Origin of the sequence: Pseudomonas sp. MWU13-2862 (assembly GCF_023242495.1) — a bacterium.
Lineage (GTDB): Bacteria > Pseudomonadota > Gammaproteobacteria > Pseudomonadales > Pseudomonadaceae > Aquipseudomonas > Aquipseudomonas gingeri_D.
The window spans coordinates 64,551-86,054 of record NZ_JALMEZ010000006.1; the positions used below are offsets into that span (position 1 = coordinate 64,551).

Genomic DNA, 21,504 nt, shown 5'->3' on the forward strand with positions numbered 1-21,504 from the left:
GTGGCCTAATCCTCTTCAACGCATCCGTCAGGCGGTGCTGGAAGTGGAGTTACAGGAAGCGCCGTAGCATACATGACGCCGCTCTATCGAGGGAAACCCTGATTGCACCGCCCAAGCCGTTGGTCGCGGCGGTCGGCTGGTTTGCCGGACACCGCTAAGCTTGGAAGAGGGGGAGTGATTCTTATCTTCAATGAGGTGAGCGGATGGTGGAGTCGCAGCGATATGTCATGAAACCCGAGTTGTACGAACGTTTGATCGTCCGTCTGGGGCATGCCCTGGACGCAGCCAGCACGGCAGCGCGCTTGCGTGATGAGCGGCCCGCCGAGTTGGAGTTGCGTGGCTTGAGCCATGCCGAGTTTGAATTGATCAGGGCCTACCTGGATCTCAGTGGGCAGGATGTGCCTGTGCTGTCTTCCGTTTTGGAGTGCAAGGAGCCACCCCGTTCGGCCGAGATCATCTGGTTGAAAGACAAAATGCCCAATCCCGGTTCGGCGAAGTTCAAGTCCGCGGGGGTCAAGTAAGGTTCGCCCGGCGGCGTGCTGTTGTCTGTCGCTAACCTGGCTTCGGTTTGAAGTCATTGTTCCAGAGGTTGTTGATTGACCCCGATGCACTTAGGCTTCGGGCATCTTCTGGAGGTGCCCGATGCCTGTTCGTTACATCCTCAAACAATTGTTCATGCCTCCCGGCCTTCTGTTGCTGTTGCTGTTGTGCGCCTGGTGGTTTCGACGCGCTCTGCCGCGCCTGGCGGGTGTGTGTTTTGCACTTGGCCTCGGCGGGTTCTGGTTGATGAGCCTGCCGGTGGTGGTGGAGTGGGGCGCGCGGGCGCTGGAGACGGTGCCGCCGCTTGAGCGCAGTGAGTGGGTGGGGCTGGCGCAGCGGGCCGATGCCATTGTGGTGTTGGGGTCGGGGCGTGAGCGCGGTGATCCGGCGTGGGGCGACGATCAGCCGACTGGCATCGGCCTGGAACGCCAGCGTTATGCGGCACGCCTGGCCAAGGCTTCGGGGCTGCCGGTGTTGACCAGTGGCGGTTTGCACTACGGCACGCCGCCGAGTGAGGCGGCATTGATGGCAGCGTCGATGCAGAGTGACTTCGACGTGGCGGTGCGCTGGCAGGAAGGGCGCAGCACCACGACCTGGGAAAATGCCCAGTTCAGTTATGAGCTGCTGGCACCGCTGGGGATCAAACGCGTGGTGGTGGTGACCCATGCCGCGCATATGTCGCGGGCGATGTGGAGCTTTGAAAAGGCCGGCTTTACCGTGGTGCCGGCGCCGGTGGGCTTTTTCGGGCAGGACAATGCGAGGCCGGCAGGAGGCTGGATGCCGGAGTTCAAGGCGATCTGGCGCAGTGGGCAGTTGATCAATGAAGCGGTGGGGCAGGTGGGATACAGACTGTTCTACCGTTAGATCGCAGTATTGAAGAAAACACCGAACCTGTAGGAGCAGGGCTTGCCCGCGAAGCTTTCAGTGGTCTTGAGGCCGCCTTCGCGGGCAAGCCCTGCTCCTACAAGGTTATGCGGTGTTTGGTCGGGTTCAGACCGTCTTGGCAATGCGGCTGGCCAGCAAGGCCCAGCCGAACAGCAAGCCACACAGGATGATCAGCGGCCACGAACGCCACTGCAGGTAAGGCGTCAGCTCGTGCATCGGCACCACTTCGCCATACAGGATGCCCTGTTCGAACTGCGGGATGCGCGTGGTGATCTCGCCAAATGGGTTGATCAAGCCGGTGACGCCGTTGTTGGTCGCCCGGATCATCCAGCGTCCGGCTTCCAGCGCACGCATCTGGGCCATTTGCAGATGTTGCAAGGGGCCGATCGAGGTGCCGAACCAGGTGTCGTTGCTGATGGTCAGCAGCAGGTCGCTGCGCGCCGACAGGCTGGCGGCGAACTCCGGGTAGACCACTTCGTAGCAGATGAACGGGGCGATCTGGTAACCCTTGGCCTGCAACAGCGGCTGGTCAGCCGGGCCACGGGCGAAGTCGGACATCGGCAGGTTGAAGAAGTCGATCAACCCACGCAGCAGCTCCTGCAGCGGCACATATTCACCAAACGGCACCAGCTTCTGCTTCAGATAGGTGCCATCACCTTCGCCGGTCACGGTGATACCGTTGTAGTAGCGCTTCTCGTTGTCCACCACCTGGCGGATCGGTACGCCGGTGATCAGCGCCGAATGCCGGTCCGCGGCAAAGCGGCCCATCATCGCCAGGTAACCCTCGGCCGACTCCTTCAGTATCGGCACGGCGGTTTCCGGCCAGACCAGCAGGTCCACGCGCTTGGAGCGAAAGCTCAGGTCGCGGTATAGCGCCAACTGGGCATCGACCTGTGCAGGATCCCACTTCATGCTCTGCTCGATATTGCCCTGCACCGCCGCCACCGTCAGCGGTTCGCCCGCCGGGCTGGTCCAGGCGTGATGCTTGAGCGCGATCCCCGCCACCCAGGGACCGAGCAGCAGCACCACACCCACGGCGATAAAGCCCATGCGTCCGGCCTGGAGCAGTCGGCGGGCGTTGTACAGCAGCGCCGCGGTCAGGGCCAGGGCAAAGGAGATCAACCAGATGCCACCCAGCGGCGCGAGCCCCGCCAGCGGGCCGTCGAGCTGGCTGTAGCCGGAATAAAGCCAGGGGAAACCGGTCAGGAACCAGCCGCGAAAGGCTTCCTGGCCCACCCACAAGGCGGCGAAGGCCAGGGCATCGGCCAGCGGCGCTTCGTTGCGGCGTATCCAGCGTGCCCAGAGCCAGGCAGGCAGGGCAAAGAACCAGGCGATGGCCGCTGTGAACGCGAGCATCAGGAAACCCGCCAGCAACACCGAAGCATCGCCGTAGGTATGGATACTCACGTAGATCCAGCTGGTACCGGCGCCGAACAGGCCGAACCCGAAGCACCAGCCGCGCCCCAGCGCCTGGCGCGGCGACAGCTCGCGCAGGCCGGCGTAGAACACACCCACCGCCAGCAACGCCAAGGGCCAGATATCGTACGGCGCCAGGGCCAGGGTGGTCAGTGCGCCGGCCACCACGGCCAGCAGATTACCGGGCCAGCCGGGGCGGGTTAAGCGCAGCATGTGAATCCTTAGCGACTAATGGGGGTCAGGCGGATCAGGTGGATGCGACGGCTGTCGGCATTCAGGATGCGGAAACGATACGCCCCGATTTCGGTGATTTCATTACGCTTGGGCAGGTGCCCGAACGCACTCATCACCAGGCCGCCAACGGTGTCGAACTCATCATCGGAGAATTCGCTGTCGAAGAACTCGTTGAAGTTCTCGATCGGCGTCAGCGCCTTGATCAGGAAGTCGCCACTGGGCAGGGGCTTGATGTAGCTGTCTTCCTCGACATCGTGCTCGTCCTCGATATCGCCGACGATCTGTTCCAGCACGTCCTCGATGGTCACCAGGCCCGCCACACCACCGTACTCGTCGATGACGATGGCCATGTGATTATGGTTGGCGCGGAACTCGCGCAACAGCACGTTCAGGCGCTTGGACTCGGGGACGAAGGTCGCCGGGCGCAGCAGGTCCCTGATGTTGAAGGCGTCGCCGTTTTCCTGCAGCACCAGCGGCAACAGGTCCTTGGCCAGCAACACACCCATGACATCGTCATGGCTTTCGCCGATCACCGGGTAGCGTGAGTGCGCGGCGTTGATGACCGACGGGAGGAATTCGCGGGGTGTCTGGGTCGCCTTGATGCTGATCATCTGCGAGCGCGGGACCATGATGTCCCGGACCTGCAGGTCTGCGACCTGGATGGCGCCTTCGACGATGGCCAGCGCTTCGCTGTCCAGCAATTTGTTCTGGTGGGCTTCGCGCAGGAGCTCCAGCAGCTCCTGGCGGTTTTTCGGCTCATGGGCAAAAGCCTGGGTCAGTTTACCCAGCCAGGACTTCTGCCCGTTGCTCGATCGATCTTCGCTCATAGCGATTTACTCGTATCCCTTGGTGGTGGAGTGATCAGTGTTCATCATCGATATAGGGGTCGGGATGACCCAATTCGGCAAGCAACGTTCGTTCCAGTGCTTCCATTTCCTCGGCTTCCTCGTCATCTATGTGGTCGTAGCCCAATAGATGCAGGCAGCCGTGAATGACCAGATGGGCCCAATGGGCCTCCAGTGCCTTGCCTTGTTCGCCGGCTTCACGCGCGACCACCGGAATGCAGATCACCAGGTCGCCCAGCAGCGGGATATCCAGCAATTCGTCCGGCACGTCGGCGGGGAAGGACAGCACGTTGGTCGCGTAGTCCTTGTGCCGCCAGGTGTGGTTGAGCTCGCGGCCTTCGGCTTCATCCACCAGGCGGATGGTCAGCTCGGAGTCGGCCGTGCGCTGGCGCAGGGCCAGTTCGCACCAGCGGCGAAACTCGGCGTCGGTCGGAGCGGGGGCGTCAGAGGCCCGTTGCAGATCAAGCTCAAGCATCGCGGCGGGCACCCGGGGTGTCTGCTTCGGCACTGTTTTCAAAGCGCTCGTAGGCTTCGACAATCCGCTGCACCAACGGGTGGCGGACCACGTCCTTGGGCATGAAATGGGTGAAGCTGATGCCCGGTACGTCCTTGAGGACCTTGATCACGTGGGCCAGTCCGGATTTCGTGCCCTTGGGCAGGTCGACCTGGGTGATGTCGCCGGTGATCACCGCCGTGGAGCCGAAGCCGATACGGGTCAGGAACATTTTCATCTGTTCGACGGTGGTGTTCTGGCTTTCGTCGAGGATGATAAAGCTGTTGTTCAGGGTCCGGCCGCGCATGTAGGCCAGCGGCGCGACCTCGATGACCTGGCGTTCGATCAGCTTGGCCACGTATTCGAAGCCGAGCATTTCATACAGGGCGTCGTAGAGCGGGCGCAGGTACGGGTCGATCTTCTGGGCCAGGTCGCCGGGCAGGAAGCCGAGTTTTTCACCGGCTTCGACCGCCGGGCGCACCAGCAGGATGCGGCGTATCTGCTCGCGCTCCAGGGCATCCACGGCGCAGGCCACGGCCAGGTAGGTCTTGCCGGTACCGGCCGGGCCTATGCCGAAGTTGATGTCGTTGCCGAGGATTTCCTTCACGTAGAGCTGCTGATTCAGGCCGCGGGGGCGAATCATGCCTTTCTTGGTGCGCAGGGCCACGCTGGCTTCGGCCACCGGGTTGTTGCGCAGGTCTTCGTCGCCCGATTCCTGCAGGAACAGGTGGACCATGTCCGGCGACAGCTCGGTACCCTTGGTTTCCCGGTACAGGCGGCGCAGCAGGTTTTCCGCGGAGGAGGTGAGCTTGGGTTCGCCGATCAGTTCGAACTGATTGCCGCGATTGCGGATCTCGATGGCCAGGCGTTGTTCGATCAAGCGCAAATGCTCGTCGAACTGCCCGCACAGATTGGCGAAGCGGCGAGCCTCGAAAGGCTCGAGGATGAAACGATGAGGTTCGATGGGTGCGTTCAAGGTCGTTTTTAGCCGCCCGACGGCAATTGAGATGAAATCAAGGATAACGCTAGCAGCCCGGGGGTGAAAGCTCTCATTGCAGCATCGAGCCGCGCAGTGAATGGGGTTGTGCCGCATCGATGTGCACGTCGATAAACTGCCCGATCTGCTGGGGATTGTCGCAGCGGAAGTTGACGATACGGTTATTCTCGGTGCGGCCCTGCAATTCTCCGGGGTCTTTCTTCGAATAATCGGTCACCAGGATGCGCTGGATCGTACCGACCATTTGTCGGCTGATCTCGAATCCCTGCTGGTTCAGGCGATGTTGCAGGGCGTTGAGGCGCTCTTTCTTCACCGCTTCCGAGGTTTCGTCCGGCAAATCCGCCGCAGGCGTACCGGGGCGCTGGCTGTAGACGAACGAATAGGAGAAGTCGAAACCGACGTCTTCGATCAGTTTCATGGTTTGCTGGAAGTCTTTCTCGGTTTCGCCGGGGAAGCCGACGATAAAGTCCGAGCTGATGCAGATGCCCGGCACGGCGGCGCGCAATTTGCGCAGCTTGGACTTGTATTCCAGCGCCGTGTGGTTGCGTTTCATCGCCGAAAGAATCCGGTCCGAGCCCGACTGCACCGGCAGGTGCAGGTGCTTGACCAACTGCGGAACCTCGGCGTGGGCCTGGATCAGGCTGTCGGAGAACTCCAGCGGGTGCGAGGTGGTGTAGCGGATCCGCTCGATACCGTCGACGGCGGCGACCACGCGGATCAGCTCCGCCAGGTCCGCCAGGCGGCCGTCATGGGTGGTGCCGCGATAGCCGTTGACGTTCTGTCCCAGCAGGGTCACTTCGCGCACGCCGTGCTCGGCCAGGTGGATGATCTCGGCGATCACGTCGTCGAACGGCCGGCTGACTTCTTCGCCACGGGTGTAGGGCACCACGCAGAAGGTGCAGTACTTGCTGCAGCCTTCCATCACCGAGACATAGGCGCTCGGGCCGTCGATGCGCGGTTCGGGCAGGTGGTCGAACTTTTCGATTTCCGGGAACGACACGTCCACCTGCGGCAGCCTGGTCAGGCGCGCGGCGTCGATCATTTCCGGCAGACGGTGCAGGGTCTGGGGGCCGAAGACCACATCGACATAGGGCGCGCGGTCGCGAATGGCGGCGCCTTCCTGGCTGGCGACGCAACCACCGACGGCGATCACCATCTCCGGGTTCGCCAGTTTCAGTTCGCGCCAGCGGCCCAGCTGTGAATAGACCCGGTCCTGGGCGCGCTCGCGGATCGAGCAGGTGTTGAGCAGGATGACGTCCGCGTCTTCGGCGCGGGCGGTGACTTCCAGGGCCTGGTGTTCGCCCAGCAGATCGACCATGCGCGAGCTGTCGTACTCGTTCATCTGGCAACCGTGGGTTTCGATGTAAAGCTTCTTGGCCATGGAGTTTCATCAGGTGGTTCAAAGAACCGCGCATTATAGTGGTCATCGCGCTTGCTTCCTAGCGCTGTGCGTTCGGCGGCTATGCTATAGTTCGCGCCCTCTTTTTTATCCCCCGATGTGTTGCCCGCCCACCATGACCAAACGTGAAGCCCCCATCTACAAGGTGATTTTCCTCAACCAGGGCCAGGTGTTCGAAATGTACGCCAAGCAGATCTATCAGAGCGATCTGTGGGGCTTCCTGGAAGTCGAAGAGTTTGTCTTTGGCGAGCGCACGCAACTGGTGGTCGATCCCGGCGAGGAAAAGCTCAAGGCCCAGTTCGAAGGCGTGGTGCGCAGTTTCGTGCCGATGCATTCGATCGTGCGCATCGACGAGGTCGAGCGCCTGGGTACGCCGAAGATCAGCGAGGCGAGGGGAATGAGCAACGTGATGCCATTCCCGATGCCGATGCCCGACAAATAAGGCTCAGGGCAGCGGCGAGAACGGTGTACGGCCGTCAGCCGTCTGCAATTCCAGCAGGTACTTGCGGAAAATCTGCCCCAGCACCTGGGTTGCCATCTCCAACTGGTCACGGGGCATCTGCGCCGCGACCTCATCCGCCGTGTCCAGCGCATCCTCTGCGCCGTTGACCGCCGCCATCTTCAGCACGATATAGGCCTGGACGTTGTTGGCCGGCACACCCTCACCCTTGTAGAACATGATGCCGAGCTGGTATTGCGCCTGGGCGTGACCTTGCAGGGACGCCTGTTCGAAATGACTCAGGGCCTTGTTGAGGTCGTGTTGCGGGTTTTTCTCGTCGTGATAGAACGCGCCCAACTCGTATTGTGCCTGGGCATCGCCGCCCTTTGCCGCTTCTTCGCAGGCGGCCAGGGCCTCGGCGAGGTCCTGTGGCTGGGAGTTGAGGGTGCAACGGCCCATCGCCGGGATCAACAACGAGTTACCGCCTGCATAGGCCAGCAGCGGCTGAAGGAGCAACAGGCAGCCCAAGGCAAGGGCGCGGCCGGTGCGGTTCATGGGAATCGACGTACCTCTGAAGGGCGGGCGGACCCGGCCAGGGGATGACTATGGCGCGCATTATGAAATAAGCGGGGGCCACCTTACAAAGTCTTTACTCGTTTTTCTGCTGCACGGGCGCTATATGGCCTTGTTTTGCAAGTATCTGCACAGAGGACGGTAGGAAGCAGGGGAAGTTTAGGCGGGAAAACCGACGTCGGCTGAAACCGACGTCGGGGACATCGGTTACTTCAGTGCGGCAAAAGCCTTTTCGGCCGCATCCAACGTCAGCTTCAATTCGGTTTCGCCATGGGCGATGGAGGTGAAGCCGGCTTCGAAGGCACTGGGCGCCAGGTACACGCCGCCGTCGAGCATCAGGTGGAAGAAACGCTTGAAGCGCTCGGCGTCGCTGGACATCACGTCGTCGAAGGTGACGATGTCGTCGGCACCGCTGAAGTACAAGCCGAACATGCCGCCGGCCTGGGTGGTCACGAACGGGATGCCGGCCGCGTCGGCGCGTTCCTGCAGGCCCTGGAGCAGGCGGCTGGTGTAGTCGCTCAGTTCGGCGTGGAAGCCCGGGCGGCTGATCAGGCGCAGGGTGGTCAGGCCGGCGGCCATGGCCAGCGGGTTACCCGACAAGGTCCCGGCCTGGTAGACCGGGCCCAGCGGGGCGATGCAGGACATGATTTCGCGCTTGCCGCCGAAGCAGCCCACCGGCATGCCGCCGCCGATGATCTTGCCGAAGGTGCTCAGGTCCGGCTTGACGCCGTAATGGGCCTGGGCGCCGCCGAGGGCAACGCGGAAACCGGTCATCACTTCGTCGAAAATCAGCACCACGCCGTGCTGGTCGCACAGGGTCCGCAGGCCTTCGAGGAAACCTGGCGCCGGCGGCACGCAGTTCATGTTGCCGGCCACGGGCTCGACGATGATGCAGGCGACTTGCTGGCCGACTTCGCCGAGCATCTTCTCGACGGCATTGATGTCGTTGAATGGCAGGGTCAGGGTGTGTTTGGCGAAGTCCGCTGGTACACCGGCCGAGCTCGGCACGCCCTGGGTCAGGGCGCCGGAGCCGGCCTTGACCAGCAGGCTGTCGGAGTGGCCGTGGTAGCAGCCTTCGAACTTGATGATGCTGTCACGGCCGGTGAAACCACGGGCCAGGCGGATGGCGCTCATGGTCGCCTCGGTGCCGGAGCTGACCATGCGGACCATTTCCATCGACGGCACGATCGCGCAGACCAGGTCGGCCATCTCGGTTTCCATGGCGGTCGGCGCGCCGTAGGACAAGCCGTGTTCCAGCTGCTTGCGCACGGCATCGAGCACGTCCGGGTGGCTGTGGCCGAGGATCATCGGGCCCCAGGAACCGACGTAGTCGACATAACGCTTGTCGTCTTCGTCGGTGACATAAGCGCCTTCGGCGTGCTTGAAGAACAGCGGGGTGCCGCCAACGCTCTTGAACGCGCGAACCGGCGAGTTGACGCCGCCGGGGATGTGTTTCTGGGCACTGGCAAACAGGGTTTCGGAACGAGACATGGGCAGGCTCTCAGGAGTCATGAAGTGAAGAGGGCATTGAAGGCTTGGGCGCGGCGGGTCACTTCCCGGGTGCTGTCGGCACCGAACAGGCCATGGATCACCGCCAGCAGGTCGGCGCCGTGGGCCACCAGCGGGGCGGCGTTGTCCAGGGTGATGCCGCCGATCACCGCGATCGGCAGTTGCAGCCGCGGGCGGGCGCGCTCCAGCAGCGCGACGTCGGCGGCCGGTGCACCGGGCTTGGTCGTGGAATTGAAGAAGCGCCCGAAAGCGACATAGCTGGCGCCTTCCCGGGCCGCCTGTTCGGCGAGCTCAAGCTGCGCGTGGCAGGTGGAGCCGATAATGGCCCGGCTGCCGAGCAGCGCGCGGGCCGGCGTCAGCGGGCCGTCGGTCTGCCCCAGGTGCACGCCGACCCCCAGCCGCGCCGCCAGTTCGGCGTCGTCGTTGATGATCAGGCGGGTCTTGTAGCGTTCGCAGAGCACCCGCAGGGCCTCGGCCTCCCGCAGGCGGCGGGCCTCATCGGTGCTTTTGTCGCGGTATTGCAGCAAGGTCACGCCGCCCTCCAGCGCCGCCTCGACGTAAGACAGGAACTTGCCGGCCAGCAACTGGCTATCGGTGATGGCATACAGGCCGCGTAGTTTCATCGGGTCAGCCTCGGGGTGTTGGGTAGCGCTGAAAGTTACGAGCAGAAATCCAGGGGCAGGCGTCGGGGCACGAACTGGCCTTTGCCCAGTTGCTCGGCATCACGCAAGGTCCGCCAGGTGTAGTTCAGCGCGGTCTGTACGGCGCTGACCAGGCCTTCGCCCAGGGCCAGGCGTCCGGCCAGGGTGCTCGCCAGGGTGCAGCCGGAGCCATGGTAGCTGCCGGGCAGGCGTTGGCACTTGAAGGTCTGGCGGGTGCCGTCGCGGCTATACAGGCGGTTGTGGATTTCGTCTTCATCGCCATGTCCGCCGGTGATCAGCAGGTGTTGGCAGAACGGCAGGAGTTTTTCCGCGCATTCGTCGGCGCTGCCCTCGGGCAATTCGGCGAGGATGCGGGCTTCCGGGAGGTTGGGGGTGGCAATGGTCGCCAAGGGCAGCAGGCGTTCGCGCATGGCATAGCCGACTTCGTCCTTGCCCAGGCGGCCGCCGCCGCCGGCGCGCAGCACCGGGTCGCAGACCAGCGGCAGGTGCGGGTGCGCCAGGAGCAGTTCGACCACGGTGTCGACCATTTCCAGGGAGCCGAGCATGCCCAGCTTGACGGCCGCCACGGTCGAGTCGTTGAGTACGGCATTGGCCTGGGCCAACACCCACTCACGATCGAGCACGCGGAAGTCACTGACATTGACCGTGTCTTGCACGGTCAGCGCGGTGACCGCGGGAGCGGCATGGCAACCCTGGGCGAGCAGGGCTTCTATATCTGCCTGGAGGCCGGCACCGCCACTGGGATCGTGGCCGGAGAGACAGAGGACAACGGGACGGGAGCTGTAGGTATTCATGGAGCGCGAGCTTACCACCAAACGCTTTTTTCGGGATCGTCCGCCCGGCGTTGAATTTGTCCCCTGAAGGTTTTTTCAGGGCGGCCGATAACCCTTCGTCATACAGCCAGGTTTTGTGCTGGGACGCCCGTTCTAGAGCCTTTGGATAAAATGTTTCAATGGTGTGTTTTAGCCATTAGTGGCTATGCTAGAGTGGATCCAAACGAATAACAGGTCATGAAGTTTCACGTCGTCTCAAAGGGAAGGGGGGCTCCTGACGCGACTTGATTGGCCATGCTGGGGCTGTATGCGCTATTTGCTGCTGATTTTGTTGAGCTGGCTGCCGCTGTCGGCGAGCGCGGTCGAGTTTGATGAGTCCACCCAGAGCCTGCCTCTGGGCCGGGTCATGCAGGTGTTCGAAGACGCGAGCGGCCAGGCCGATATCGCGCAGATCGCCTCGCCCGCCATGGCCCCACAGTTTCATGCGCACAACAAGGCCTCGCTGAATGCCGGCTATACGCTCTCGGCGTTCTGGCTCAAGGTCGACCTGACCTACCTCCCCAAGGATCCCAGCGCCCGGCGCATCTGGTTGCTGGAGTTGGCCTATCCGCCGATGAAACACATCGAACTCTATGTGCCTGACGCCAAGGGCAGCTATCGCCTGGCCCAGCGCACCGGTAATGAATTACCGTTCGCCAGCCGGCCGATCAAGCAGAACAACTACCTGTTCGAGCTGGCGTTCGCTCCCAACGAAAGCAAGACCGTCTACCTGCGGCTGCAAACCGAAGGCTCGATGCAGGCGCCACTGACCCTCTGGTCGATGCAGGCCTACCTCGAAGACGAACCGGTGCGTTTGTATGTCCTGGGGCTGATCTATGGTGTGCTGCTGGGGATGCTGGTCTACAACCTGTTCATCTACCTCAGCGTGCGCGACACCAGCTACCTCTACTACATTTTCTACATCGCCTCGTTCGGCTTCTACCAACTGTCGGTCAATGGTGCCGCGGCGCAGTATTTCTGGCCGAACAACCCCTGGTGGGCCAACGCATCGACGCCTTTCTTTATCGGCCTGGCGGGTTTCTTCGGTTGTCAGTTCACCCGCAGCTTCCTGCACACGGGTGCCCACAGTCGCTGGCTGGACCGGCTGTTGCTGCTGTTGATGGCCTATAGCGCGGTGGTCACGGCGATGTCGCTGTTGACCGGTTATGCCCTGGCCCTGCGCCTGGCGACCGTCCTCGCCCTGGCGTTCACCGTGACTATTTTCGTTGCCGGGATCAGTGCCTGGTATTGCGGCTTGCGGGTGGCGCGCTACTTCATTATCGCCTGGTCGGCGTTCCTGCTCGGCGGCCTGGTCAATACCCTGATGGTGCTGGGCTACCTGCCGAACGTGTTCCTGACCATGTACGCCAGCCAGATCGGCTCGGCCCTGGAGGTCGGGCTGTTGTCCCTGGCCCTGGCCGACCGGATCAATACCATGCGCGAGCAGCAGGCGCAGACCTTGCTCGAGTCCGGGCAGAAGCTGGAAGTGCTGAACCGTGAACTGGCCAACAGTAACCGGCTCAAGGATGAATTCCTCGCCACCGTCACCCATGAACTACGCACGCCGATGAATGGTGTGATCGGCTCCCTGGAACTGATGCAGACCCTGGAACTGGACTCGGAACTGGCGCAATACCAGCAGACGGCGGCCGGTTCCGCACGGGACATGATGCGCATGGTCAATGGCATCCTGACCCTGACCGAGTTGCAGGCCGGCCGGCTCAAGGTCACGACGCAGTCGTTCGGCCTGCGGCGCCTGCTGGATGGTTTGCAGGAGCAGTTTGCCGGTCGCGTCCAGGGCAAGGGGCTGCATTTCGCCATTGAGGTGGACGACAACGTGCCGGACAGTCTCCATGGCGACGCGCAGAAAATCCTGCAGTGCCTGGAATGCCTGGTGGACAACGCCATCAAGTTCACCCGTGAAGGCGGGTTGGTGTTGCGGGTGCGCGGTCGGCAGGTCGCGGAGCAGCAATGGGCCCTGTCGTTTGCGGTCATCGACAGCGGTATCGGTTTTATCGACCTGGATGAAGCCACGCTCTATCAACGGTTCTTCCAGCTGGATGGCTCGATGACCCGTGAATATGGCGGCCTGGGGATTGGCCTGGCGATCTGTCGGCAATTGATAGATCTGCTCGGCGGTCATCTCACCCATCAGTCGGAGCCGGGGATGGGCAGCCGTTTCCAGCTTGATGTCGAGGTCGAGGCGCTGATCCCGCGGGCGCTGCGGCCCTCGGCGCTGTCGGTGGCGCGTTATCCCTACGACTGCACCCTGTTGCTGGTGGATGACAACACCGTCAGCCAACTGGTGGTGCGCGGCATGTTGCTCAAGCTGGGGTATCGGGTGTTCACCGCGGTCGACGCCCGGGCCGCGCTCGATGTCCTGCATGGGCAGGCCGTGGATGGGCTGTTGCTCGATTGCCCGGCGCAGCCGGCGGACGAGGTATTGCTCTGTCGACAGTTGCGGGCGATGCCCGGCGGCGCCGACCTGCTGATCCTGGCCCTGGTCAGCTCGACCGAGGCCAGCGAACGCGAGCGGTGCCTGGCGGCGGGCGTCACGGACACCTTGTCCAAGCCGGTGCGTTTCGAGGAGTTGAAGAGCCTGCTGGCCCGTCGTCTATTGACGCCTGTACAGGGTGAAAGCGCCGGTACTTAGGCGCTTATGTCACTTTTTTCGCGACGGTACGCGTGATTCACTGGGTTCCCTGGCCTTTCTCTGCGAAGCCATTTCTCAAAGGAGCCCGACATGAACCTCCATCAATACGCCGAAACCCACGAGGTCACCAACCAGCCGCCGTCGCTGGACGGGACCAACCTCTATCGCATCGACCTGCCGCTGCAAGAGTGGGCGCGGCGTTTCGGCGCCGGTTGGGCCGAATCGCGGATCGACGTTTATGGCGCCCTGGCCGGCGGGCCGCTGATGGAGGCGGGGTTTCTCGCCAACCAGAACAAACCGGTGTTCGTCAGCCATGACCGTTACGGCCATCGCCAGGACCTGGTGGAGTTCCATCCGGCTTATCACGAGCTGATGCGCACCGCCGTCGAACACGGCCTGCCGTCGTTGCCCTGGACCGATCCGCAGGACGGCGCCCATGTCGCCCGCGCCGCCATGACCTACCTGCACAGCCAGGCCGAGGCCGGCACCGGTTGCCCGTTGACCATGACCTTCGCCTGCGTGCCGGCCTTGCGTCTGCAAGCGGATATCGCCGGGCAATGGCTGCCGAGCATTCTCAGTACCCAATACGACCCACGCAATATCGGCATCGCCCACAAGACCGGGGCAACCATCGGCATGGCCATGACCGAGAAGCAGGGCGGTACCGATGTGCGGGCCAACACCACCCGGGCCTATCCCGTCGGCGCGGGCGGCCCGGGGCAGCCTTACGAACTGGTCGGGCACAAATGGTTCTGCTCGGCGCCGATGTGCGACGCTTTCCTGACCCTGGCCCAGACCGATAAGGGCCTGACCTGTTTCCTGCTGCCGCGCCATCGCCCGGATGACAGCCGCAACCAGTTCTATATCCAGCGCTTGAAAAACAAGCTGGGCAATTGTTCCAACGCGTCGAGCGAAGTGGAGTTCCGTGGTGCTTTAGCCTGGATGATCGGCGAGGAAGGGCGCGGCGTACCGACCATTATCGAGATGGTGGCGATGACCCGTTTCGATTGCATGGTCGGCTCCAGTGCCTTGATGCGCCAGGCGCTGACCCAGGCCAGCCATCATTGTGCCCATCGGTTGGTCGGTGGTCGCGTGCTCAGCGAGCAGCCGCTGATGCAGAACGTGCTCGCCGACCTGGCGCTGGAGAGCGAGGCGGCGCTGGCCTTGAGCCTGCGCATGGGCCGGGCGCTGGATCATCTGGGGGATGAGCATGAGGCGAAGTTCGCCCGGCTGGTGACGGCGGTGGGCAAATACTGGATCTGCAAGCGTGCCCCGGCGATGATCAACGAGGCCGCCGAATGCATGGGCGGCGCCGGGTATGTGGAAGACAGCATCCTGCCGCGGCTGTACCGCGAAGCACCGGTCAACTCGACCTGGGAAGGTTCGGGGAACGTACAGTGCCTGGATGTGTTGCGTTCGTTGTCCAAGGAGCCGGGCGTGCTGGAAGTGCTGTTCAGCGAATTGGGCGACGGCCATGGCGACAAGCGCCTGGCCCGGCATATCGAACATTTGAAGCTGGCGTTTACCGACACCCACGATATCCAGTACCGCGCCCGGCAACTGACCGAAGACATCGCCCTGGCGTTGCAGGCCAAGTTGCTGCTGGAGGCGGGCAATGCGGAGGTCAGCGACGGCTTTATCGCCAGTCGGCTAGAGGGTAGGGGACGGGTCTACGGCACCTTGCCCCGTGGAGTGAATGTCGAGGCTATTGTCGCTCGTTCGACGCCGCAGGGTTTTTGATGGCTTGGCATTGAACGATAAGCCACTGTTCCCGTCCGACGATGTTGCAGGCAAGATGAAGGTCTGCAACATCAGAAGACAGGATGCTCTCCGTGACCGAAGCTTTTATTGTCGTGCAATCCCCCGAAGAAGCCGTGGACCGTCTGGCCGAACTCCACGAGCGTGCCACCAGCGCCCTGAGCCAGGCCCTCAAGCGTTACCTCAAGGACCGCGTCGAACCCGACGCCGAACAGCGTGCCGTATTCCGCTACCCCGAATTGCGCCTGACCTACACCTACCAGGGTGAAGTCCCCGCCACCACCCGGGCCTACGCCAAGGTCCAGTTGCCGGGCACCTACAGCGTTACCGTCACTCACCCGGCGGCATTCCGCAAATACCTGCTGGAACAACTGGTACCGCTGATGCGCGATTTCACCGTCACGGTGGAAGTGGGCGTCAGCGAACAGAACATCCCTTATCCCTACGTGGTCGAGCAGGGCGATGAACTGGCCGGCTCCGGCGTCACCGCCTCGGCCCTGGCGCGGGTATTCCCGAGCACCGACCTGTCGGCCGCCACCGATGACATCGCCGATGGCCTGCACGACTGGGAAAACACTTCGCCCTTGCCCTTGGCCCTGTTCGACGCCGCCCGGGTGGACTTCTCCCTGCGCCGCCTGGTGCATTACACCGGCAGTGACTGGCGCCATGTGCAGCCGTGGATCCTGCTGACCAACTACCACCGCTATGTCGACCAGTTCATCCTCCATGGCCTGCAACAGCTGCGTGATGATCCGCGTTTCGTGCGCATGGTGTTGCCGGGCAACGTGATCATCGACCAGAGCATGGAATACGGCGAGGCCCAGGCCGTGGCCGCCGGGGTGGTCTGGCACCGCTACCAGATGCCGGCTTACCACCTGCAGGCCGCCGATGGCCATGGCGTGACCCTGGTGAATATCGGCGTCGGCCCCTCCAACGCGAAGAACATCACCGACCACCTGGCGGTGCTGCGTCCGCACTGCTGGCTGATGATCGGTCACTGCGGCGGCCTGCGCCAATCCCAGACCATTGGCGACTATGTGCTGGCCCACGCTTATATGCGCCGCGATGGGATTCTCGACCGGGTAGTGCCGCCGAATATCCCGATCCCGGCCCTGGCTGAAGTGCAGATGGCTTTGCAACAGGCGGCGGCGAACGTCACCGGCGAACGTGGCGACGATTTGAAGAAGCGTCTGCGCACCGGCACCGTACTGACCTACGACGACCGTAACTGGGAGCTGCGCTGGGCCCAGGAGCGGCCGTTGATCAACCTGTCCCGAGCCGTGGCCGTGGACATGGAAAGCGGCACCATCGCCGCCCAGGGTTATCGTCTGCGGGTACCGTATGGCACCTTGCTTTGTGTGTCGGACAAACCGCTGCACAGTGAGATCAAGCTGCCGGGTTCGGCGAACGCCTTCTATGAACGTGCGGTCAGCCAGCATTTGAAGATCGGTATTGCGGCGGTGGACCTGCTGCGCACCGAGCTGCATTCGCTGCATTCGCGCAAGCTGCGCAGCTTTGATGAGCCGCCGTTTCGTTAAGGTCGCTGATTTTCAGCGGTCTTGAGGGCCTATTCGCGGGCAAGCCCTGCTCCTACAGTTCCGGGTCGTACACAAAACCTGTGATCGCCATAGAACTGTAGGAGCAGGGCTTGCCCGCGAAGCTTTTGGCGGCCTTGAGAATGTCATCATCAACGGGTCAATGGACGCACGTCTGGAAATAATGATCGGCACGCCCTAGCATGGCGGCTCCTGATCCTCAGATGTCCTCTTTGCCATGTCTCGTCCACCCCGTCCCGTCGTGCGCCATTCGGCCGCGAAAACGCCTGTCGCGCCGCGTCGGGTCGCCAAGGCCCCGCCGGCCGAACCCAAGCTGATCCTGTTCAACAAACCCTTCGATGTGTTGACGCAGTTCAGCGATGGCGAAGGGCGCGCGACCCTCAAGGATTTTATCGACGTGGCGGGCGTCTATCCCGCCGGCCGGCTCGACCGCGACAGCGAGGGCCTGCTGTTGCTGACCAACGACGGTCAGCTCCAGGCACGCATTGCCGACCCCAGGCACAAACTGGCGAAAACCTATTGGGTACAGGTCGAGGGTGTGCCGAGCGCCGAGCAGATCGAGCAGTTGCACAAGGGCGTGGAATTGAACGATGGCATGACCTTGCCGGCCCAGGCGCGGCAGATCGACGAGCCCACTCTCTGGCCGCGCAACCCGCCGGTGCGGTTTCGTCAGAGCATTCCCACGGCTTGGTTGGAGTTGATCATTCGCGAGGGACGTAACCGTCAGGTTCGACGCATGACGGCGGCGGTGGGCTTGCCGACCTTGCGCCTGGTGCGGGTGCGTATCGGCGACTGGACCCTGGACGGCCTGGATCAAGGCCAGTGGCGAGAAGTGCCGGCGCGTCTGTAGCTTGTGGCGGCGTTAAAGCGAGCCTGACTCGATCAGCCCGATCACCACGCTCTTGATCACAAACGCGACGATGCCCAGGCCCAGTACGAAAAACAGGATAAAGGTGCCGAAGCGCCCGGCCTTGGATTTCTTCGCCAGGTCCCAGACGATAAAGCCCATGAAAATGACCAGGATGCTGACCAGGCCGGTCATCATCCACTCTTCGAAAACGGCAGGATCCATCAGACCTCTCCAGCACGAGCGGGGTGGAAAACCGTCCGATTATACGCCATGGGCGAGAACTGATCTGATCTCGGGCAATAAAGCGGTACGGCCATCAACTGCGCAAATGGGTCAACGGCAGTTCCGTGCTGTTGAGCACCTGGTTCAGCACAAAGCTGGAGCGTACGCTGGTCACCCCCTCGATACGCGTCAGGTGCCCCAGCAGCAGTTTCTGGTAGTGATCCATGTCCGGCACCACCACTTTCAGCTGATAGTCGGCGTCCATCCCCGTCACCAGGCTGCACTCCAGCACCTGCGGCAGGGTGCGGATCGCCGCCTCGAAGTTTTCGAAGCGCTCCGGCGTATGCCGGTCCATGCCGATCAGCACATAGGCGGTCAGGCTCAGGCCGAGCATCTTGCGATCAAGCAAGGCCACCTGGCGGGAAATATAACCGTCGTCCTCCAATTGCTTGACCCGCCGCGAACAGGGCGAGGGCGACAGGCCGATACGCTCGGCCAGTTCCTGGTTGGAGATGCGGGCATCACGCTGCAATTCCGCCAGAATGCTCAGGTCGTATCGGTCGAGTTTGCTCATCGTCAGGGCCTTTCCAAGAACTATTGCGGTAAATTATCTATCTGAAGTTAAAAATTGCGCAAGAGATGTTTATTTGAGCAGTGTTCGCAATCCTCTGCCGTCGCCCCGGGCCTATGCTTATTACCAGAATCACTGCCCGGACAAGTGTCCTGTCTCGCAAGCCTGTTCACATTCGAGACAGACACCCCAGTCCACTGCGGCCCGCCGAATCAGGCCAGCCGCGGCCGACAATCCCACAGGGTTGCGCCGGCCACCGGGCTACACGCTGTCCAGAAGACGGTGTGAGGTGAGCCGGCGTCAAAAGCGCCGAGCACGGACGAAGTTCTCAAGGGGAGGCCGACGGGTCTCCCTTTTTTAATGGGCGAAAAATAAGTTGTGCGACTGGTAGAGTGTCACAGAACCGGAATCCGCTTTCCCAGTCTTATGGTTAAGCCCTGAACCGCAGTGAGGAATGGAATGAAATCGCGCATCTGGCGTCTGGCAGGTGTTGGCTTGCTCTGTATGAGTGTTGGTGCGCAAGCACTGGCTGAAAACCAGGGTGATGAAAATCAGAAACATGAGGGCGAACATCGCCCTGAAGGGCGCCCGGGAGGTAACGAGGCGCATCCGCAAAACAATCAACCGCGTCCCCAGGCCCCGGCCCCACGGCCAGCCGCGCCGGAAGTCCGTCCCCCGGCACCCGCTCCGCGGCCACCAGCACCCGAAGTCCACATCCAGGCGCCGCGTCCACCGGCTCCTGCTCCTGCGCCCCAGGTTCGTCCGGAGAACAATCAGCATTTCGAGCGGCACGACCAGAACCCAGGCGGCCAATGGCAAGGCCGGCCGCCGCAGAACGAGCCCAATCAGGCGCCGCGTCCGGCACCGCAGAACAACCTGCCGATCCAGCCTCATCCCGACAGCGTACGCCAGACCCAGGAACCGTTGCGTGGCAACTATTCCGACATTCCCCGGCGCAACGGCAACAACCCGAACTGGCAGGGTGGCAACAATAACAACCGTCCCGGCGGTAATTTCGAGCATCACGATGATCGTCGCTGGCCGGGTCGTCCCGACGGTCATGGCAATGGCTGGGGCCCGGGCCCGCAATATCGCCCCGGCTATGTGGTCGATCGCTTTCCGGATCGCAACTGGCGGGTGCCTTACCGTGGCCAGGACTATTTCTTCTCCGGTGGCTACTGGTATCGCCCGCAGGGCGCACGTTACATAGTCGTCGCTCCGCCACGTGGGATTCGCACCACCTACCTGCCTGACTATGCGCGGGAAGTCTGGATCGGTGGCTCGCTGTTTTTCCTCGCGGCCGGTGCCTATTACCTCTACCAGGAAGATACCCAGGACTACGTGGTGGTCGATCCACCGGCCGCCGCGCCACAGGTGGCGCCCGAGCCGCAAGGCAACGGCTACGATGTGGTGGCTTATCCGGCCAACGGCCAGAGCCCGCAGCAGGTCCAGCAGGATGGCGAGGATTGCTATCGCTGGGCGGTGCAGCAAAGCGGCTTCGACCCGGCCAACGTGACCTACGCGCCGGCACCGGCGGTGGTCCAGGCTTACCGCCAGGCCCAGGGTAACTGTCTGAGCAGTCGCGGCTATCAGGTCAACTACTGACGGATCAGTGGCGCGGCGTTACCACTTCCCGCGGGTCGGCGTGCACCAGCACCTCGGCCTGCGGGTAGGCGGCCTGGATGGCATCGGCGGCCTGGTCACTCAGGTCGTGGGCCACCGATAGCGTCAATTCTCCCGGCAACTCCAGGTGCAACTGCACAAACCAGCGGTTGCCGGAGATCCGTGTCCGCAGATCGTGGGCGCCCAGCACCCCAGGCACACTGCACGCCAGTTCCAGCATGTGCTGGCTGATATCCGGCGACAGCTCCTCATCCATCAGCACGGCGAAGCTTTCCCGGCCGATCTGGATCGCGCTCCAGAGGATATAGACCGAGATCCCCAGGCCGAACCAGGCGTCCACCTGCGGCCAGCCGAAGCCGGCGAGCACCAGCGCCAGCAGGATACTGGCGTTGAGCAGCATGTCCGAGCGGTAGTGCAGGGAGTCGGCGCGCACGGCGGTGGAGCCGGTCTCGCGGACCACCTTGTGCTGCAACAACAGCAACCCGGCGGTCAGGATCAGCGACAACACGATCACCCCGATGCCGATCCAAGGGGCACCGATGGGTTCCGGGTTTTTCAGGCGCTCGAAGGCCTGGATCGCAATCAGCACCGCACTCACCGCAATGAACAGCGCCTGGGCCATGCCCGAGAGGGATTCGGCCTTGCCGTGCCCGTAGCGGTGATCGTTATCCGCCGGGCGCAGCGCGTAGTGCACCGCCAGCAGATTGAGAAACGAGGTGACGCCGTCGAGCAGCGAGTCGGTCAGCCCGGCGAGCATGCTCACCGAACCGCTCAGCCACCAGGCGGCGGCCTTGGTCAGGATCAGGAGGCTCGCCACCCCGACCGAGGCCCGGGTAGCCAGACGTAACAGGCGGGCGTGTTCCGGGCTGCTGGTCATGAAGGCTGCGATCCTTTTTCAGTGTCCCCGGGCTCAGGCCGCAGGACGCAGGTTGTACATCGCCAACTGCTGCAGGTTGCCTTTTTGCTGGATCAGGCGCGGGTCGTTCAGCGGTAGGGTCTGGTGCAGTTCGGTCTTGAGAATCGCCTGCAGCTTGAGGTTGTCGACGTGGCCATCGGCAGTGATGGCTTCCTGGAGTTTTTCCGGGGCGATCTGTGCGGTCTTGCCGTGGGGCAGATAAATGGCGCCCGTGGCGAAGTCGATGCCGAACGCGATCAGGCCGGGGATAACGAAGAACAGGATGCCGATGGCGTCGAGACCGGCGATCAGCGGGTCGATCCGGCCTTCGATCTGGCCACGCCGGTCCGGGTAGAAAATCGAGCCGCAAGCGCTCAGTTGGGTCAGCAGGGTAGCAACCAGAACGGTGCCGATAACACGGGAAACAATGCGCATGGATATCTCCTGAAGGAAACGTGAAGCCGCTGGGGCCGCGTCTGGATCAGTTGTTAAGACCGCGATTAAGACCGGGCAGTTCGCCGTTATACCCGGCTCTTTGTCCGGGAGCCACCCTGAATGCGTTGCTGATTGAT

At 62.7% G+C, this 21,504-nt stretch carries 21 protein-coding genes; 8 read left to right on the plus strand and 13 right to left on the minus strand.

Annotation, left to right across the window (positions count from 1 at the left end; all coding sequences use genetic code 11):
* The first annotated feature begins 203 nt into the window (after window positions 1-203).
* Together M5C56_RS12655 and M5C56_RS12660 are read left to right on the plus strand one after the other, a co-directional pair.
* A complete protein-coding gene (locus tag M5C56_RS12655; protein ID WP_103495821.1) occupies window positions 204-521 on the plus strand; it encodes a hypothetical protein in 318 nt (105 codons plus the stop codon).
* Window positions 522-642: 121 nt separating this feature from the next.
* The gene (locus tag M5C56_RS12660; RefSeq protein WP_103495822.1) at window positions 643-1,404 is read left to right on the plus strand and encodes a YdcF family protein; all 762 of its coding nucleotides are present in this window, start codon (window positions 643-645) and stop codon (window positions 1,402-1,404) included.
* Window positions 1,405-1,530: 126 nt separating this feature from the next.
* Here the strand turns inward: M5C56_RS12660 and lnt are convergent, their stop codons facing one another.
* From lnt to miaB, 5 genes are all read right to left on the minus strand, one after another.
* A complete protein-coding gene (gene lnt / locus M5C56_RS12665) occupies window positions 1,531-3,054 on the minus strand; it encodes an apolipoprotein N-acyltransferase (protein ID WP_103495823.1) in 1,524 nt (507 codons plus the stop codon).
* A gap of 8 nt (window positions 3,055-3,062) precedes the next feature.
* Window positions 3,063-3,902: an HlyC/CorC family transporter gene (locus tag M5C56_RS12670; protein ID WP_103495824.1), complete on the minus strand. Its 840-nt coding sequence runs from the start codon at window positions 3,900-3,902 to the stop codon at window positions 3,063-3,065.
* A gap of 34 nt (window positions 3,903-3,936) precedes the next feature.
* Window positions 3,937-4,395 (minus strand): rRNA maturation RNase YbeY, encoded by a 459-nt coding sequence (gene ybeY / locus M5C56_RS12675; RefSeq protein WP_103495825.1) that lies wholly within the window; start codon window positions 4,393-4,395, stop codon window positions 3,937-3,939.
* On the minus strand, window positions 4,388-5,389 hold the full coding sequence (locus M5C56_RS12680; protein WP_103495826.1) for a PhoH family protein: 1,002 nt from the start codon (window positions 5,387-5,389) through the stop codon (window positions 4,388-4,390). The genes ybeY and M5C56_RS12680 overlap by 8 nt, the downstream gene beginning before the upstream one ends.
* A gap of 73 nt (window positions 5,390-5,462) precedes the next feature.
* Window positions 5,463-6,791 carry a tRNA (N6-isopentenyl adenosine(37)-C2)-methylthiotransferase MiaB gene (gene miaB / locus M5C56_RS12685; protein WP_103495827.1) on the minus strand — a complete coding sequence of 443 codons (1,329 nt, stop codon included), beginning with the start codon at window positions 6,789-6,791 and terminating at the stop codon, window positions 5,463-5,465.
* A 133-nt stretch (window positions 6,792-6,924) separates the two neighbouring features.
* Here miaB and M5C56_RS12690 point away from each other — a divergent pair, with 133 nt between their 5' ends.
* Window positions 6,925-7,251 (plus strand): DUF1820 family protein, encoded by a 327-nt coding sequence (locus M5C56_RS12690; protein ID WP_103495828.1) that lies wholly within the window; start codon window positions 6,925-6,927, stop codon window positions 7,249-7,251.
* A 3-nt stretch (window positions 7,252-7,254) separates the two neighbouring features.
* Here M5C56_RS12690 and M5C56_RS12695 read toward each other — a convergent pair whose 3' ends face one another.
* The 4 genes from M5C56_RS12695 to M5C56_RS12710 form a co-directional block, all read right to left on the minus strand.
* Window positions 7,255-7,803 (minus strand): SEL1-like repeat protein, encoded by a 549-nt coding sequence (locus tag M5C56_RS12695; RefSeq protein ID WP_103495829.1) that lies wholly within the window; start codon window positions 7,801-7,803, stop codon window positions 7,255-7,257.
* A gap of 225 nt (window positions 7,804-8,028) precedes the next feature.
* Window positions 8,029-9,312, minus strand: coding sequence for a glutamate-1-semialdehyde 2,1-aminomutase (hemL, locus tag M5C56_RS12700; protein ID WP_103495830.1), 1,284 nt, complete (start codon window positions 9,310-9,312; stop codon window positions 8,029-8,031).
* 17 nt (window positions 9,313-9,329) lie between these two features.
* The gene (thiE, locus tag M5C56_RS12705; protein ID WP_103495831.1) at window positions 9,330-9,953 is read right to left on the minus strand and encodes a thiamine phosphate synthase; all 624 of its coding nucleotides are present in this window, start codon (window positions 9,951-9,953) and stop codon (window positions 9,330-9,332) included.
* A 35-nt stretch (window positions 9,954-9,988) separates the two neighbouring features.
* The gene (locus tag M5C56_RS12710; protein ID WP_103495832.1) at window positions 9,989-10,786 is read right to left on the minus strand and encodes a hydroxymethylpyrimidine/phosphomethylpyrimidine kinase; all 798 of its coding nucleotides are present in this window, start codon (window positions 10,784-10,786) and stop codon (window positions 9,989-9,991) included.
* A gap of 286 nt (window positions 10,787-11,072) precedes the next feature.
* On the opposite strand from M5C56_RS12710, the gene M5C56_RS12715 reads away from it, so the two are divergent.
* From M5C56_RS12715 to M5C56_RS12730, 4 genes are all read left to right on the plus strand, one after another.
* Entirely contained in the window at window positions 11,073-13,457 is a 2,385-nt protein-coding gene (locus M5C56_RS12715) for a hybrid sensor histidine kinase/response regulator (RefSeq protein ID WP_103495833.1), read from the plus strand.
* 90 nt (window positions 13,458-13,547) lie between these two features.
* On the plus strand, window positions 13,548-15,197 hold the full coding sequence (locus M5C56_RS12720; RefSeq protein ID WP_103495834.1) for an acyl-CoA dehydrogenase family protein: 1,650 nt from the start codon (window positions 13,548-13,550) through the stop codon (window positions 15,195-15,197).
* Window positions 15,198-15,280: 83 nt separating this feature from the next.
* Window positions 15,281-16,753, plus strand: coding sequence for an AMP nucleosidase (amn, locus tag M5C56_RS12725; RefSeq protein WP_152741749.1), 1,473 nt, complete (start codon window positions 15,281-15,283; stop codon window positions 16,751-16,753).
* Window positions 16,754-16,988: 235 nt separating this feature from the next.
* Window positions 16,989-17,621, plus strand: a complete 633-nt coding sequence (locus M5C56_RS12730; protein WP_103495835.1) for a pseudouridine synthase — start codon at window positions 16,989-16,991, stop codon at window positions 17,619-17,621.
* A gap of 12 nt (window positions 17,622-17,633) precedes the next feature.
* Here the strand turns inward: M5C56_RS12730 and M5C56_RS12735 are convergent, their stop codons facing one another.
* Both M5C56_RS12735 and M5C56_RS12740 read right to left on the minus strand, forming a co-directional pair.
* Window positions 17,634-17,843 (minus strand): DUF2788 domain-containing protein, encoded by a 210-nt coding sequence (locus M5C56_RS12735; protein WP_100941503.1) that lies wholly within the window; start codon window positions 17,841-17,843, stop codon window positions 17,634-17,636.
* Window positions 17,844-17,937: 94 nt separating this feature from the next.
* Window positions 17,938-18,417, minus strand: coding sequence for an Lrp/AsnC family transcriptional regulator (locus M5C56_RS12740; RefSeq protein ID WP_007937367.1), 480 nt, complete (start codon window positions 18,415-18,417; stop codon window positions 17,938-17,940).
* 456 nt (window positions 18,418-18,873) lie between these two features.
* On the opposite strand from M5C56_RS12740, the gene M5C56_RS12745 reads away from it, so the two are divergent.
* Window positions 18,874-20,019, plus strand: a complete 1,146-nt coding sequence (locus M5C56_RS12745) for a DUF6515 family protein (RefSeq protein WP_103495836.1) — start codon at window positions 18,874-18,876, stop codon at window positions 20,017-20,019.
* 4 nt (window positions 20,020-20,023) lie between these two features.
* On the opposite strand, the gene M5C56_RS12750 is transcribed toward M5C56_RS12745, so the two are convergent.
* Both M5C56_RS12750 and M5C56_RS12755 read right to left on the minus strand, forming a co-directional pair.
* On the minus strand, window positions 20,024-20,914 hold the full coding sequence (locus M5C56_RS12750) for a cation diffusion facilitator family transporter (protein ID WP_103495837.1): 891 nt from the start codon (window positions 20,912-20,914) through the stop codon (window positions 20,024-20,026).
* A 33-nt stretch (window positions 20,915-20,947) separates the two neighbouring features.
* Entirely contained in the window at window positions 20,948-21,367 is a 420-nt protein-coding gene (locus tag M5C56_RS12755; RefSeq protein ID WP_103495838.1) for a polyribonucleotide nucleotidyltransferase, read from the minus strand.
* Window positions 21,368-21,504: the final 137 nt, after the last annotated feature.

What these genes read in the sequence shown, in the direction of transcription:
- M5C56_RS12655 (WP_103495821.1), top strand. Translation starts at nt 204, where the DNA reads ATGGTGGAGTCGCAGCGATATGTCATGAAACCCGAGTTGTACGAACGT.
- M5C56_RS12660 (WP_103495822.1), top strand. Translation starts at nt 643, where the DNA reads ATGCCTGTTCGTTACATCCTCAAACAATTGTTCATGCCTCCCGGCCTT.
- lnt (WP_103495823.1), bottom strand. Translation starts at nt 3,054, where the DNA reads ATGCTGCGCTTAACCCGCCCCGGCTGGCCCGGTAATCTGCTGGCCGTG.
- M5C56_RS12670 (WP_103495824.1), bottom strand. Translation starts at nt 3,902, where the DNA reads ATGAGCGAAGATCGATCGAGCAACGGGCAGAAGTCCTGGCTGGGTAAA.
- ybeY (WP_103495825.1), bottom strand. Translation starts at nt 4,395, where the DNA reads ATGCTTGAGCTTGATCTGCAACGGGCCTCTGACGCCCCCGCTCCGACC.
- miaB (WP_103495827.1), bottom strand. Translation starts at nt 6,791, where the DNA reads ATGGCCAAGAAGCTTTACATCGAAACCCACGGTTGCCAGATGAACGAG.
- M5C56_RS12690 (WP_103495828.1), top strand. Translation starts at nt 6,925, where the DNA reads ATGACCAAACGTGAAGCCCCCATCTACAAGGTGATTTTCCTCAACCAG.
- M5C56_RS12695 (WP_103495829.1), bottom strand. Translation starts at nt 7,803, where the DNA reads ATGAACCGCACCGGCCGCGCCCTTGCCTTGGGCTGCCTGTTGCTCCTT.
- hemL (WP_103495830.1), bottom strand. Translation starts at nt 9,312, where the DNA reads ATGTCTCGTTCCGAAACCCTGTTTGCCAGTGCCCAGAAACACATCCCC.
- thiE (WP_103495831.1), bottom strand. Translation starts at nt 9,953, where the DNA reads ATGAAACTACGCGGCCTGTATGCCATCACCGATAGCCAGTTGCTGGCC.
- M5C56_RS12710 (WP_103495832.1), bottom strand. Translation starts at nt 10,786, where the DNA reads ATGAATACCTACAGCTCCCGTCCCGTTGTCCTCTGTCTCTCCGGCCAC.
- M5C56_RS12715 (WP_103495833.1), top strand. Translation starts at nt 11,073, where the DNA reads ATGCGCTATTTGCTGCTGATTTTGTTGAGCTGGCTGCCGCTGTCGGCG.
- M5C56_RS12720 (WP_103495834.1), top strand. Translation starts at nt 13,548, where the DNA reads ATGAACCTCCATCAATACGCCGAAACCCACGAGGTCACCAACCAGCCG.
- amn (WP_152741749.1), top strand. Translation starts at nt 15,281, where the DNA reads ATGCTCTCCGTGACCGAAGCTTTTATTGTCGTGCAATCCCCCGAAGAA.
- M5C56_RS12730 (WP_103495835.1), top strand. Translation starts at nt 16,989, where the DNA reads ATGTCTCGTCCACCCCGTCCCGTCGTGCGCCATTCGGCCGCGAAAACG.
- M5C56_RS12735 (WP_100941503.1), bottom strand. Translation starts at nt 17,843, where the DNA reads ATGGATCCTGCCGTTTTCGAAGAGTGGATGATGACCGGCCTGGTCAGC.
- M5C56_RS12740 (WP_007937367.1), bottom strand. Translation starts at nt 18,417, where the DNA reads ATGAGCAAACTCGACCGATACGACCTGAGCATTCTGGCGGAATTGCAG.
- M5C56_RS12745 (WP_103495836.1), top strand. Translation starts at nt 18,874, where the DNA reads ATGAAATCGCGCATCTGGCGTCTGGCAGGTGTTGGCTTGCTCTGTATG.
- M5C56_RS12750 (WP_103495837.1), bottom strand. Translation starts at nt 20,914, where the DNA reads ATGACCAGCAGCCCGGAACACGCCCGCCTGTTACGTCTGGCTACCCGG.
- M5C56_RS12755 (WP_103495838.1), bottom strand. Translation starts at nt 21,367, where the DNA reads ATGCGCATTGTTTCCCGTGTTATCGGCACCGTTCTGGTTGCTACCCTG.